Below are 13,088 nucleotides of genomic sequence, written 5' to 3' on the forward strand. Positions count from 1 at the left end.
GGCTCACCACTCGCGGTAGCTGATTCCGTTAAGTCCCTTGCCCCGGGCCTTGGAGTACACGTCAAAGACGTCCTCGCCCTCCCGTGGGTTTTGAGCCGTGCTGTCATAGGCGCGCAGGCCCCAGCCGCCTTCGTCGTCACGCTTGACTGCTGCCAACGGGTCATGGGGCACGCGCCGCAGGAAGTAAAACTTGGCGCCCTTGGCGCTGCGCACATCGCGCACGCCTTCCACCAGCACTGTCAGGTTGGGCGGATAGCCGCTGCTGTTCAGCGACTTCTCGATATAGCCCGCATCGAAGGCGCGTTTGTAAGCGTCGATGGCATCGCGAATCTGGTACAGCGCCGTGCGCAGATCCTGCTCTTTACCCCGGCGCACCACAGTCTCGGTCAGCGGCGCGGCCATGCCGGCCAGCAGGCCGATCAGGGCCAGCGTCACCACGACTTCGATCAAGGTAAAACCGCGTTGCGAGGCATTCATGATCAAGGCTTCTCGGCGACAGCATGGGTGGATGCAACCGGCGTGCTCATGGTCTCGCTGGGAATCGCCTCGTCCATCGAGCGGTCAGGCGCCTGGATGTGCATGCTGGTTTCGGTGCCGGTCGTGAATTCCATGTCCGACGGACTTTGATACGGCAGGTTGCGCACGATCCGTGGCGTGATCGACAGCACCAGTTCCGATTTGCTGACGTTGTCCTTGTTGCTGCCAAACAACCGGCCCAGCCAAGGAATGTCGCCAAGTCCGGGGATTTTGTTGCCGGTAGCCCCATGATCGTTACGCATCAGGCCCGCCAGGATCTGGGTTTCGCCGTCATGCAGGCGCAGGGTGGTCTGGGCGTTGCGGGTGTCGACCTGCACCGGAATCGTGCCTTGGCGGGTCGGTTCCAGTGGAGTGGCGTTACTGACTTCCAGCGCGATCTTGATCGCGACTTCGTTGTTCAAGTGCACGGTTGGCTGCACTTCCAGCTTCAGGCCGACGTCGAGATAAGTGACGCTTTCGGTGATGACCGGGCCTTGGGTCGACGGCACCGAGGTGGCGCTGATGATCGGCACACGCTGACCAATGTGGATGCGTGCCTGTTCGCGGTTGCTGACGCGAATCACCGGGCTGGCCAGGGTGTTGATGTCGTTGTCCTGGGCGTTGATCTTGGCCTGCGGCGAAGGCGAGATAGTGATCCGGCTGGAGTCGATGCCTTTCAGTTGATCGAGGATCGACACCGGTGAACCGTCGCTGTTGACCACGCCAAAGGTGTTCGGCCATTGCAGGCCGAGGTCGAGAATCCGTTGCGTGGCGACTTCCATCACCTCCACTTCCAGCACCACTTCAGGGTTGGACTGATCCTGGGATTGCAGAAGTTTTTCGGCCATGCGCACGGCGTCTTCAGTGTCACGCATGGTCAAGGTGTTGAGGCGCTCATCGACAAACACGTCCCGGGTCTTGAGCATGGTCTTGACCATGTTCAGCGCGGTGTTGGCATCGATGCTGGTCAGGTAGAACGTGCGCATCACCAGCTCTTGATAATCCTTGAGCTTCTGCGGCGAGTCGGGGTAGATCAGCAAGGTGTTTTCGTTCACCACTTTCTGATGCAGCTGGTTCTGTTGCAGCAGCAATTGCACGGCGTCTTCGATGCGTACATCGCGCACGAAGATGGTGGCTTTCATGTCCGGGCGCAGGTCCTTGTCGAAGATGAAGTTCAAACCGGCGACCTGGGACAGCACTTCGAAGATGGTTTTCAGGTTGGCGTCGCGAAATTCCAGGGTCACTGGCCGGTCGAGGCGGGTTTTCAGTTGCGGATAAGGCACCACGTTGCGGCTCTGTACCAGGTGGATGCTGCCCTGCAGCTCCAGTGCACCTTCATTCTGCGGGTCCAGTTCGAGGATCTGTTTCACCTGACGGTCGGCGCCGTAGATGTCACCGCGACGCAGGTCGCCACGGGCCAATTCGAGTTTTTCATCCAGGCTGCGCATGTGTTCTAACTGGCGCAGTGCGTCCTGGGCGCGGCGGTTGTTCGGTTCGATAGTCAACACCCGACCGTAAGCCATGCGGGCCGAGGCAAAGTCACGCTGGACGCGAGCCATGTCGGCCTGAGTCAAAAGCGTCGTCACCGCATAGGCACGGCCGCTGTTCAGAGCCAGATGCAGCTCGGTGTCCCGTGGGTTTTCCTTCAGCCCTTCCTGGATGCGTGCCAGGCCGGCTTCGTACTGTCCCGACTCCATCAGGCTCGTGGATTCTTGCTTGGCAATCTGCGCAGAACTGCACGCGGCCAGCCCTACGCAAACGCAGACAAGGCTCATCAGCAAACGGGATTTGTTCATTGCGTGCTCCCCACAGACAACGTCTGAGACAAATGCAGAGGCAGGTAGACAAAGCTGAGTTCCACATCGGAAATCCCCTCGATCCGCCAGGTGTCGTCGATCACATCCCCTTTGCGCACGACGTATATTTTTTCGCCGTTCTGCAAAAACACTTGCAGGTCTGTACGGTCATTCAGCTTGCCAATGAACTGGAAAGGCATCGGCGGCACGCTAGGGGCTTGCGCCACCGGGTTCAGGTTGACGGGTTGTTCAGTGACGCTGGCCAGCACCGGCGCCGCCTTCCAGCTGCGGGCGGCGAACAGATCGCCGGCCGGACTGAGGTCCTTGATGACAACGGGGTTTTTTCCGGCGGCAGCCGCTGGCTGAGCAGCAACGGTTTTGCTGTTGCCCGGCGTGGCCACGACCGCCACCGAAGCCTCACCCTCGTCTGCCTGTTTGAAGTATTCAGGGCCCCAGGCCAGCACTGCGGCTACGCCGAAGAACGCCACCCAACTCACTGTGCGTTTGGTCTTCATCATGACCTCGACAGGTAAAGGGTCATGCGGATCCGCCCGGTCAGGTCGGTGTCGGCGATTTTTTTACGCTGGAACTCCACGTCCTCCACCACCACTGCCGGCAACTGGCCGAGCAAGGCATGCAGGAAGCGCCGCAGTTGCGGATAGCTGCCGCGTACCGGCAGCAGAATCTGATAGCGGGCCAAATGCGTCTTGGGGTCGATGCCCAGGGAATATTCGCCTCGGGCCAGGGTGATGTGTTCCTGGGCCGCCAGCGCGTAGATCTTGTCGATGGCCACGGTGGCCTGAGGCTGCGACGGCAATTTGCTGCGGAAATCGTCGAGCTGACGTTGCGGCACCACCGGGGCGGCGATGCTGCCGTCTTCGACCTTGGCCAGGTATTCGGTCGCCTCGCGGGTGTCCTGGCTGAGCTGTTGCAGCGACTGCCAGTCCGGCAGCAAACCCGCCAAGGCATAGGCCATTGCCAGCAGCAACAGTGCCAGTCCTGCCAGACCGGGTACACCCAGCCCTTGCAGGTATTCGTGGACGATCAATCTAGGGATTCGCATCGCCAATCTCCCAGCTAGCCGACAGGTTGAATTGCACCGGGTGTTCCGGCACGTTGGCCACGATTTCGTGGCTCAGCAGCGACACATCGGACAGCTCGTCGCTGGCTTCCAGGCGCTGGTGGAACGCGAGCATTGCTTCCAGATCCCGCGCTTCGGCACTGATCCGCACCTGACCTTTGCGCGCGTCCGGGGTCAGGGTCAGCAAGGCGATGTCGTCACGTGGCATGGCTTCGAGCATGGCGAACAGGCGTTCCCATGGCCGACGCAGTTGCTGGGAAACCTTGCGCATCTCAGCAAGGTTCTGCGCCTGCTCGCGGATTTGCGCCGGTGTCAGGCTGACCTTGCCGCTGGTGTCGCCAGTGAGTACGCGCTGAGTCGTCTGCAAATGGCCTTGCTGTTGCGCGGATTGCTCACTGACGTGCTGCTGAACCAGGACGCAGGCCAACGTCAATGCCAGGCCACCGGCCAGCAGGCTCCAGCCCAAGGGACCCGAGCGGCGTTGTGGCTGAAAGTCGAGCATCAGGGCGCGCATGTCAGGCCACCGCCCGGGACATCACGTACAAACAATCGTGTACGCAAGTCCGGTCTTCTTCGAGCGTGCGCAGGTGCACGCCGGGCACCTCTGGGTGTGAGTCAATGCGCGCCGGCGTGTGCAGATAAACGCTCAGCGGCCGTTCGCTGGTGGAGGCCTGCAACTGGTGTTCACGACCGATCAGCGCAGTCAGCGCGGCGTCGCTGTCGCTGCTGCCCACCGAACGCACCGACGTCCAGCGTCCTTCCCGGGCCATCAGCAAGACGCTGCGGACCGGCTCGGCGACCACAAACAGGAAGTCGCCGGCGTCGAAGCTCGGGTCGAAATGATTGAACGCCGCCATCAGGTAAGGCTGCACCGACCGCAAGCGCAGGCCACGACCGCTGGCCAGACTGCGCAGGCGCGCCAGCAAGTCTTCGGGCAATGCCGTGGCGATCCGGTCGTAGCCTGCCGGCTCGGCCGACAGCACCAGGCTCCAGGGTTGAGTCGGTATGCCGTAGAGGTCTTCGAAGCACAGCCGGGCAAACCCGAGCAGTTCGACGGGGCTGCTGATCTGTTCGCTCCACGGCACCAGGCAGAAGCGGCTGAAGTGCCCGGAAATCACCACGCTCAATTCGGCACCGGGACGGGTGTGTTCAGCCAGCAAACGGTCGAGGGTTTCCAGGGCCACCGCCCAGGCATGGAAGCCTTCGTCGATAAATCCGACACTGCCCAGCCACAGGGTTTCGCTGCCCCGACGCTGCCCCAGGCCGACACCACTGGCGCCGAGCACGGCGACATAACGCTCACGAGATAAAAGTGACACGATTGATCTCCTCGAGAGTGGTCCGGCCCTCTTGCACCAGTTCCAGCGCCGACTCGCGCAACAGGCGCAAGCCACGGCTGCACGCCAGGGCCTTGATTTTCGAAATGGGTTGGCGCTCGACGATCATTTGCCGCAGTTCGTCGTCCAGGTGCAGCAGCTCGGCAATCGCCGTGCGCCCGCGGTAACCGGTGCCACGGCAATGGCCGCAACCCTTGCCATGAACGAAGTGGTAGTGGTCGACCTTTTGCGGATCGAGCCCCGAAGCGCACAGCTCCTCGTCAGTCGGCTGGCTCGGTGCGCTGCAACTGGTGCAGACCAGGCGGATCAAGCGCTGGGCCAACACGGCATTGAGCGCGGAGACCAGGCTGTAAGGATCGATTTCCATCTGGGTGAACCGGCCGATCACGTCGAATACGTTGTTGGCGTGAATGGTGGTGAACACCAGGTGCCCGGTCAGCGCCGATTGCACAGCGATCTGCGCCGTGTCGGGGTCACGGATTTCACCGACCATGATCTTGTCCGGGTCATGGCGCAGGATCGAGCGCAAACCACGGGCGAAGGTCAGGCCTTTCTTTTCGTTAACCGGGATTTGCAGCACGCCCGGCAATTGGTATTCCACCGGGTCTTCAATGGTGATGATCTTTTCCACACCGTGGTTGATCTCGGTGATCATCGCGTACAGCGTGGTGGTTTTGCCGCTCCCGGTGGGGCCGGTCACCAGCACCATGCCGTAAGGTTCGGCCGCCAGCCGCCGCAGGTGACGCAGGGTTTCATCTTCGAAGCCCAGGGCTTGCAACTGCACGCCGCAGACCTTGTCCGCCAGGTCCTGTTTGTCGAGCACCCGCAGCACCGCGTCTTCGCCGAAAATGCTCGGCATGATCGAGACCCGAAAGTCGATCTGCCGACCACTGATGCCGATCTTGAAGCGACCGTCCTGGGGCACGCGTTTTTCGCCGATGTCCAGTTCGGCCATGACCTTGACCCGGGAAATCACTTGCTCGGCGAACTCGCTGCCCTGGATCTTGCTGATGTTGTTGAGTACGCCATCGATCCGGTACTTGATCACCAGCCCGCTGCCGGTGGTGCCCAGGTGGATATCACTGGCATGCATTTTCAGCGCGTCGTAAAGGGTCGAGTTGACCAGCTTGACCACCACGCTGGAGTCTTCGCTGATGCTGGTCAGCGACAGGCTTTGCAGGGTATCGGTTTCGATATGGGCGTCGGCCTGGGCGTTGAGCGATTCCACCGCGTGGAAGCTCTCTTCGTGGCGCGCCAGATAAGCCTTCAAGTCATCGGCATGCACCAGGTACAGCGGCGCGCCGTGCAGGCAGTCATCAATCCAGGCCAGGCGCGACGTATCGAAGGGGTCGGCGAAGACGCCGATGACCGCCTCGCCATGACGCAGCAGGATGAATTCGCGCTTGAGGCATTGGGCCAGGGTGACCCGGTCGAATACCGGGGTGGCTTTGAACAGGGTGTCGGTGTCGAGCACCGGGTAATGCAGGGTAGCGCCGAGGCACTCGATGAAGGGCATGGGGGCCAGTTCGCACAGCACCCCGAGGGCTTCCAGTACCCGTTCGCCGGAACTGGCGGCCAGGGACCGGGCCTGGGCTAATTGCTCACTGGAAAAACGAGACGGTACACAGTCCAACAGCGCCGGTTCGACGGCAAGGGATAGACGGTCCATGGCATGCTCTCCAACGCCGGGGGCTTTGAGCCCTGTCGACGCGGCGAGCAATTACGGCATGTACCGGAACGGCTTGTCGCGCCACTACTCCCCGGTGAGCAATTGTTCGTCGTCTGGTGCCATGGAAGCCGATGAACTTCGTCGGCGGTCCGCCAGCACCCAACTGCCGTCGTACAACTGCAGCGGGAAACTCTCGGTCCTGCTCTGGCGTCGTTCGACAAATCCTTCGGAAGGGCTCACACCTGCTTTGAGTTCGCGCTCCATCCCTAAAAGGTCACAGACTGCACGGGCCAATTCCGCCAATGGAAACGGTTTGAACAGGATGTGACTGACTCCCAGTTGCCGGGCCCGCTCACAGACTTCAGCGGTTGGGTGCCCTGTGATCAGTACAAAATGACACTTCCTGTTCTGGCGGACGGCATCGAGCACCTGAAAGCCTTCCATATCGGGCAAGCGGTAATCGAACACCATCACATCGGGTGCAAAACGCTCGGCTTCGCCGATTGCCATGGCACCGTCATGAGCTATCCGAACGTCCAGCGCTTGCGCCTGAAGGTAATCCTTGAGGTTTTCTGCAAGGAGCTGTTCGTCTTCGACAACCAGTACTTTGTTTAACAAGGTCGACTCCTTGAAACCGCAGGTCCGTTAATCGAGCCTGGGAGTACGCGCCTTACTGAGGCTAACGCACACTTCATGCCAGGCTGAGCGCCGGTTTTTTTACCGCTTCACGTCTTTGAATTCTATGGAAAAACCTTTTCGTACAGGAACCCCGTCCCCCAAAGGCGGGGAACCACACGGAGGTGTACGCAAGCGTTTCCCCACTATTGGGGTTTCACACTCATTCGTCGTCAATCCGTTCGATTCGATTGCTGGATCGCAGCTGTGCGAGGAACTGTAGACGAGCCTGGGCTTGATGCTGTCGGGCAAGGTACGCCCGGACCCTCTCAAGCCCTTGCTGTTCTGAGACATCGGCCGCCTCCACGTGGTTCTGCAGGTAAATCAAATGCCAGCCCAACCGCGTACGCACCGGTGTACTGACCGTCCCAGGCGCCAGGGCGAACGCCGCCGCTTCAAACTCCGGCAGCATGCGCCCACGGGGGAAATAGCCCAAATCCCCGCCATCATTGGCCGATACGTCTTCAGAACCGGCCCGGGCGACGCTGGCAAAGTCTTCTCCCTGACTGATTTTCACCTGCATCTTTTCTAAGCGTAGTCGCGCTGCTTCAACTGTAGCGGCATCAGCGTCTTGCGGCACTTTGATGAGAATGTGCGACGCCCGGACCTCCTCGGGCCGGCTCATCTCGGCGCGGTGCTCATCGTAGAACGCGCGGACCTGTTTTTCGTCCGGCTCGCTGACCTGGGTGAGGTCGGCAAACACTTGCTGGGCCGCCAGTTCACGGCGGGTGTACTCGGCAAATCCGGCTTCATCGAAACCGGCCTCTTCCAGGCGTCGGGCAAACACCTCGGCACCGCCGATGGCCTGCCGGGTCTGATCGACCTGGCTGTTCACCCTGGCGTCACTGATCACCACCCCGCGCTTGACGGCTTCTTGCCACAGCAGTTCCTTATCGATCAACGCGGTCAGCGCCGCCTGACGCAGTTGCTTGTAGGCCTTGGGATTACGAATGCTGGCGACCGCACGCCCCTGATCTTCCAGGTACTCGGCAAAATAGCGCTCCAGGCGAAATTCGGAAATTTCCTCACCATTAACCCGCGCGGCGGCCGGGCCATTGCTGCAAAACGCCACGGGAACCCACATCGTCAGCAGGATCAGCAGGGTGTTGAACGTCATGATCGGCCTCCCGTCAGGGCATCGCTGTAATGGGTTTGTAAGGGGCGACCAGATAGAAACGCTGGTCGGGCAAGTCCACGGTGACGATATGGGCGCCGCTCAAACCCTGACGACGACCCGGACCGAAACTGAGCAGCGGGGTCAGCCCGGTATCGAAGTCATGCAGGCCTTCCAGGGCACTGATGAGTTTCTCGCGGCTGGCGTCCCGCCCGGCCTGCTTCATGCCTTCGCTCAACAACAACATCGAACTGAACGCGCCGACTTGCAGCACTGAATGCTGCCCCCCGAGCCCCTGGTGTTTGCGCAACTGGGTCAGCGCCAGGCGCCCGGCCAGCGTCCAGTCACTGGGCACGAACGGATAGGCCAAAAATACTCGCCGGGAAAAACTACTGGGCACCTGCAACAAATCACCCGCCACCTGGTTCGACGCGGCAAACAGGTAAGGCACCTGCCCCGCTTTCTGCAAGCGCTCGGCGAGGCGGCTGAAACCATCGCCGCAGCCCAGGTAAAACACCGACCGCGAGCCCAACGGCAACTCGTCCTGCGCCGAGTCGTAGGCTCTGAGACTGACCTGTTGCCAGGCGTGATCTTGCAGGTACTGAACGAGGTTCTGTGCTGCCAGCCGCTGGCCGGGATCGTTGGTGTAGGAAATCAGCGTCGGTCCCTGGAGGACCCGAAGACTGTCGGCGGCGTAGTTGGCCAAGGCGATCATTTGTTCGCGCAAGCCCGGCAGCGGTTCGAAAATCTGGCGACTGGTCTGGGCCGTCCCCAGCAGTGACAAGGGCCCGATCAGCGGAATGCCGGCCCGTTCCAGGCGCTCGGCCAGTTCCGGTTCCAGCGCCGGTACCAACGGCGCGATCAGGGCGAACACCTGATCCTTATCGATCAAGCGGTCCAACGCCTGCTCTGCACTGACCCGGTCCGGGCCTGGGTCGATGATGGTCAGGCGCAACTGCCGACCATGAATGCCACCCGCTTCGTTGATTCGCGCCACGCTGCCCTTGAGCACCGCCGCCACGGTGGCGCCCTGCTCGCTCAACGGCCCTTGGCTCGGCAACAAGGTGCCCAGGTGCAGGCTGTCCGGGGTCAGGCCCGGATCGCGGTCATCGGCCAGACGTTTGAGGTAGGCGATGAGGTTGCGCTGATCATTCATCGACAGCACGAATCGCGGCATCGCCGGGTCGAGTTGATTGTTGCCCGGATCACGTCCCTCCTGAATGGCTCGCGCCAAGGTCCCTTCGGTGTAGGGCGGGTAATCGCGGCCATTGATTTGCTGCTGGCCGTAGGTACTGCTGAGCCGCGACCAGTGGAGCTCCGGTGGTCGCACCCCGCCTTCCGGGCGCCCCAGGCCATCGGCGCCATGGCAATTGGCGCAGGGCAAGCTGGTGGCCGGCAGCAGCATATCCGCCGCGCCGACCCGGGCCATGATCGGTTCGCCACTCCCGGACAGTCCCTCGCGATACAGCCGTTTGCCGGCACTTTCGCTGGGGGTCAGCGGCAATGCATTGGCGCGCAGGCTGAGGGCGCAGAGGAGTAACAGCGAGAGGACGAGGACGGAGACGGCGATGGGCTTGATCATGGCAGGCACTCATCGACCGGCCACGGGCATTGTCAGCAATTGCAAGCGCTGGGCAATGGCGGCGGCCGGTGCATCGGGACGAATTTTACTCCAGCGTTTGTTGGCCACGTCACCCACAATCAGCTGCGTCGAATGCTGTTCGGGGGTCGGCACGATCTGCCCGATGCGCCCCAGGACAAGGTCCATTTGCGCCTTGTCACCCGTGAGAAAAAGCCAGTGGGGGCCATCGACGCCCTGCTTCAAGGTGTAAGCCTTGAGTACCGCCGGGGTGTCCCGCAGCGGATCACTGGTAAGGGAGATGAAGGTGATGCCGTCAGCCTTGTCGCCCAACAACTCACGCACGTCCTTGAGTTTGCGGGTGATCAGTGGGCAGGCATCGTTGCAACGAGTGAAAATCACGTTCAACAGCACCACGCGGTTCTGCAACGCGTCGCTGTAGAAGCGCAGGGTCTGGCCATTCTGGTCCTGCAACGGGGTGTCGGTGAACCAGGTCCGGGCATCGCGCGTGCCGGTTGCCGGCTGTGTGGCAGCCACTGCGGGTGCGGGCGCTTCATGACTTTCATGGGCGAACGCCAGCGAACTGAACAGGTAAAAGCAGACGCTCAGGGCGATCCAGTCGATGGTTCTCATGGCTGACTCTCCATCGCAACCGCGGTGTGTTTGGCGTGGGCGTTGCGCTGGCCGCTGAGTTTCTCCACTTCACGGGTCAGCACCGCCGGATCGGTGAAGCCGTAATAGCGAGTCCAGTGGCGGCTGTTGCCGTCACCGACAAGGATCAGCGGCTGATGGTTTTTGAAGTCGCCGCTGAACGTGCCGAGGCCTTTGAGGGTTTCGTTGATTGACTGCGAACTGCCAGTCAGCCAGCTCCAGCCCGGGCCCTTCTGGAAGCTGCGGGCATAATCGTTCAGGCGCTTGGCGTCATCGCGCTGTGGGTCGATGCTGATCGACACCAGTTGCACCTCACCCCCGACCCGCGCACCGAGCTGCTTCTGTACCTTGCCCATGATCGACGACACCACCGGGCAGACCGTGGTGCAATTGGTGTAGATGAAGCTCATGACCACAATCTTGTTGGTCACCAGATCCTTTTCCAGGTGCACGGCTTTGCCGTTCTGGTCCACCAGCGCCACGTCGGCAAATTTGACCTGGGTGGTTTCCGAGCTGGCGCTTTTGGCGGGCATGGGGTGGTCGGCGTGTTCATCCGCCGAATGCGCCAGGGCTTGCCCGATACCGACGGCGAACAGGCAGAAGGTTAGCAGTCCACGGTGTGCGAATCGGTTCATGTCGATTTCCTCTTCAGTGGGCATCGCCGGGCAGGACCCGAACGCTGGCAAAAGTCTTGTCGTCGAAACGGGCGCCGAGGGACGCCGCACGCACGTGCAGGTACCAGGCGCCGCTCTGGTCGAGGGTCACCGGGGCTTCATAAATGCCGTCGCCCACGTCAAGGGCGGCGACTTCCTGAGCCCGGGAAGTCGGGGCGCGGAAGTAGCGCACGTGAACGTCTTTCACCCCGCTGCGCTGCGCCTTTTGCGCGCCCTGGACGATGCGAAAACGCACGGTATAAGGACGGCCGAGGGTGGCTGTGGCCTGGTCGAGCATGAACTCCACCGTCGGCGCGCCGGGGTGCTGATCGAGCGTTTTATCCGGCTCAACCAGCGCGGTGAAGCAGTGAATGATGTTGGGTTGATTGAGCAAGAACGCCACGTCGAAACGCCCGGCGCTGGGCAGCTTGATCCGCGCGCTGTACAGCCCCGGCTCGATTTCGCGCAGGCTGCGGTCGATGACCATCGCCGCCCGCGCCACTTGCCCGCGGTTGGGGTAACCGGACATCGGTGCGTTCATGCCTTCGGCGTAGAAGTAAGTGGTGTTGTCCACCGGGTTGACCACAAACACCGCGTTGTCGTCCCGCGACACGGCCAGGCTTGACGCCAACGGCAGATCACCGGCCAGTCGTGGCGCCTGTGGCCCGGCTTCGAAACCCTGGCTGATGGGCTTGCGGCCTTCACCCAGCGACGCCAGGTTGATCATCGTGACCTTGGCCGAGGCCAATCCCCGCACGTAGGCGTAAGCCTTGGTGAACACCACTTGATAGGGTTCGGCGGACACGTCCAGTTCATGGATCATCGCATCGGTGGCGGCGTCGATCACCGAGGCCTGATTCTCCAGGGTGTTGAGCACGATGCCGAAACGACCGTCCGTGCTGAACCCCATCGGGCCCAAGCCCTGCTTCAGCTTGATCACTCGACGCACGTCGAGGCTGGCGGTATCGACCACGGTCACGGTGCCGTCCTTGCCGTCGGCGACATACACCGCCTGGGACAGCGGCGAGTACACCACCGATAACGGGTGCGAGCCGGTCTTGAGTTGCTTGCTGAGGGTCAGGCTGGCGATGTCGATGATGCTCAGCGTGCCGTCGTCGCGGTTGGTGACGAAGGCAAAACGGCTGTCCTTGCTGAATGCGATTTCGTGGTGACCGCCGCCAGTGGCCAAGTGCTTGAGGGGTTTGAGGCTGTGGGTGTCGATCACCGTGACCCCGGACGCCTCGGCCTTCGACGCATTGTTGCCGACCCACAACAGACGCTCGTCGGGTTGCAGGGCCACGCGCACCGGGTTGCTGCCGGCGGGCACCGAATCGACCAACTTGAATTGTTCGCTGTCGACCACCGCAATTTCGCCAGCGGCCGGCATCGAGATAAACACCCGTTTGTTGTCCTTGGGCGTGACCCAATCCATCGGCTGTTGCTTGAGGGCGACCCGCGCCATGGTGCTGGTGATGCCGCCCACCGAGACCGACGGATCGACCACCGAGACACTGGCATCGCGGTCCATCACCAACAGGAAATAGCTGTTCAGATCGAGCAGCGGTCGCGCGCCGATGCTGGATTTGAGAAACACCCCGACCCGCGACTTGCAGCTGTGTTCGCGCCCCTGGGCCTGGTCTGCGGCGACGGTTTCCGGGTCCAGCCAGGCACCGGGCGCAACACCCGACAGTGGCTGGCCCGACGCGCTGTCAGTGACCCGGAAGCGCACGTCAGCGAATCCACCTTCGCGCAGCACGCCATCCTCCGCCAGCGACCGCACCTCGAGCGCCACCGACACGCCGTCACGCGCAAGCGTCTGGCCGCTCCAGGTGTCCGGCAACGCGATCTCGTCCAGCCTGTTCGGCGGCATCGTCCGCCAAACCCCGAGCCAGATCAGCGCCACTCCTGCCATCAGCGCACAACCGGCCATTTTGAGGGTCCTGTTCATGTCACTTCTCCCCTTACAGATCTGCCTTACCGCCCCTGTAGGAGCGAGCTTGCTCGCGAAAAGCTTTGG

At 61.9% G+C, this 13,088-nt stretch carries 13 protein-coding genes; all 13 read right to left on the reverse strand.

Annotated features, from left to right (window positions below):
• Positions 1-3: 3 nt before the first annotated feature.
• The 13 genes from JFU37_RS20000 to JFU37_RS20060 all read right to left on the reverse strand — a co-directional run bounded on the left by JFU37_RS20000 (position 4) and on the right by JFU37_RS20060 (position 13,019).
• Positions 4-477, reverse strand: coding sequence for a type II secretion system protein (locus JFU37_RS20000; protein ID WP_201117809.1), 474 nt, complete (start codon positions 475-477; stop codon positions 4-6).
• Between the two features lie 2 nt (positions 478-479).
• A complete protein-coding gene (locus JFU37_RS20005) occupies positions 480-2,312 on the reverse strand; it encodes a secretin N-terminal domain-containing protein (protein WP_201117811.1) in 1,833 nt (610 codons plus the stop codon).
• Entirely contained in the window at positions 2,309-2,827 is a 519-nt protein-coding gene (locus JFU37_RS20010; protein WP_201117813.1) for a hypothetical protein, read from the reverse strand. Before JFU37_RS20010 ends, JFU37_RS20005 begins: the two co-directional genes overlap by 4 nt.
• On the reverse strand, positions 2,827-3,375 hold the full coding sequence (locus JFU37_RS20015) for a GspMb/PilO family protein (RefSeq protein WP_201117816.1): 549 nt from the start codon (positions 3,373-3,375) through the stop codon (positions 2,827-2,829). The genes JFU37_RS20010 and JFU37_RS20015 overlap by 1 nt, the downstream gene beginning before the upstream one ends.
• A complete protein-coding gene (locus JFU37_RS20020) occupies positions 3,362-3,907 on the reverse strand; it encodes a PilN domain-containing protein (protein ID WP_201117818.1) in 546 nt (181 codons plus the stop codon). Before JFU37_RS20020 ends, JFU37_RS20015 begins: the two co-directional genes overlap by 14 nt.
• 1 nt (position 3,908) lies before the next feature.
• A complete protein-coding gene (locus JFU37_RS20025) occupies positions 3,909-4,712 on the reverse strand; it encodes a hypothetical protein (RefSeq protein WP_201117819.1) in 804 nt (267 codons plus the stop codon).
• Entirely contained in the window at positions 4,693-6,399 is a 1,707-nt protein-coding gene (locus JFU37_RS20030; protein WP_201117820.1) for a GspE/PulE family protein, read from the reverse strand. Before JFU37_RS20030 ends, JFU37_RS20025 begins: the two co-directional genes overlap by 20 nt.
• A gap of 84 nt (positions 6,400-6,483) precedes the next feature.
• Positions 6,484-7,017 carry a response regulator gene (locus JFU37_RS20035; RefSeq protein ID WP_201117821.1) on the reverse strand — a complete coding sequence of 178 codons (534 nt, stop codon included), beginning with the start codon at positions 7,015-7,017 and terminating at the stop codon, positions 6,484-6,486.
• A 220-nt stretch (positions 7,018-7,237) separates the two neighbouring features.
• The gene (locus JFU37_RS20040; RefSeq protein ID WP_201117822.1) at positions 7,238-8,191 is read right to left on the reverse strand and encodes a peptidylprolyl isomerase; all 954 of its coding nucleotides are present in this window, start codon (positions 8,189-8,191) and stop codon (positions 7,238-7,240) included.
• Between the two features lie 13 nt (positions 8,192-8,204).
• Entirely contained in the window at positions 8,205-9,770 is a 1,566-nt protein-coding gene (locus tag JFU37_RS20045) for a cytochrome c/ABC transporter substrate-binding protein (protein WP_201117823.1), read from the reverse strand.
• 9 nt (positions 9,771-9,779) lie between these two features.
• Complete coding sequence (locus JFU37_RS20050; RefSeq protein WP_201117825.1) at positions 9,780-10,400, reverse strand: SCO family protein; 621 nt, start codon at positions 10,398-10,400, stop codon at positions 9,780-9,782.
• Positions 10,397-11,053 carry an SCO family protein gene (locus tag JFU37_RS20055; RefSeq protein ID WP_201117827.1) on the reverse strand — a complete coding sequence of 219 codons (657 nt, stop codon included), beginning with the start codon at positions 11,051-11,053 and terminating at the stop codon, positions 10,397-10,399. The genes JFU37_RS20050 and JFU37_RS20055 overlap by 4 nt, the downstream gene beginning before the upstream one ends.
• Positions 11,054-11,066: 13 nt before the next feature.
• Positions 11,067-13,019 (reverse strand): YncE family protein, encoded by a 1,953-nt coding sequence (locus JFU37_RS20060; RefSeq protein WP_201117829.1) that lies wholly within the window; start codon positions 13,017-13,019, stop codon positions 11,067-11,069.
• Positions 13,020-13,088: the final 69 nt, after the last annotated feature.

The sequence above is a fragment of the Pseudomonas sp. TH41 genome, from assembly GCF_016650695.1.
Classification (GTDB): Bacteria; Pseudomonadota; Gammaproteobacteria; order Pseudomonadales; family Pseudomonadaceae; genus Aquipseudomonas.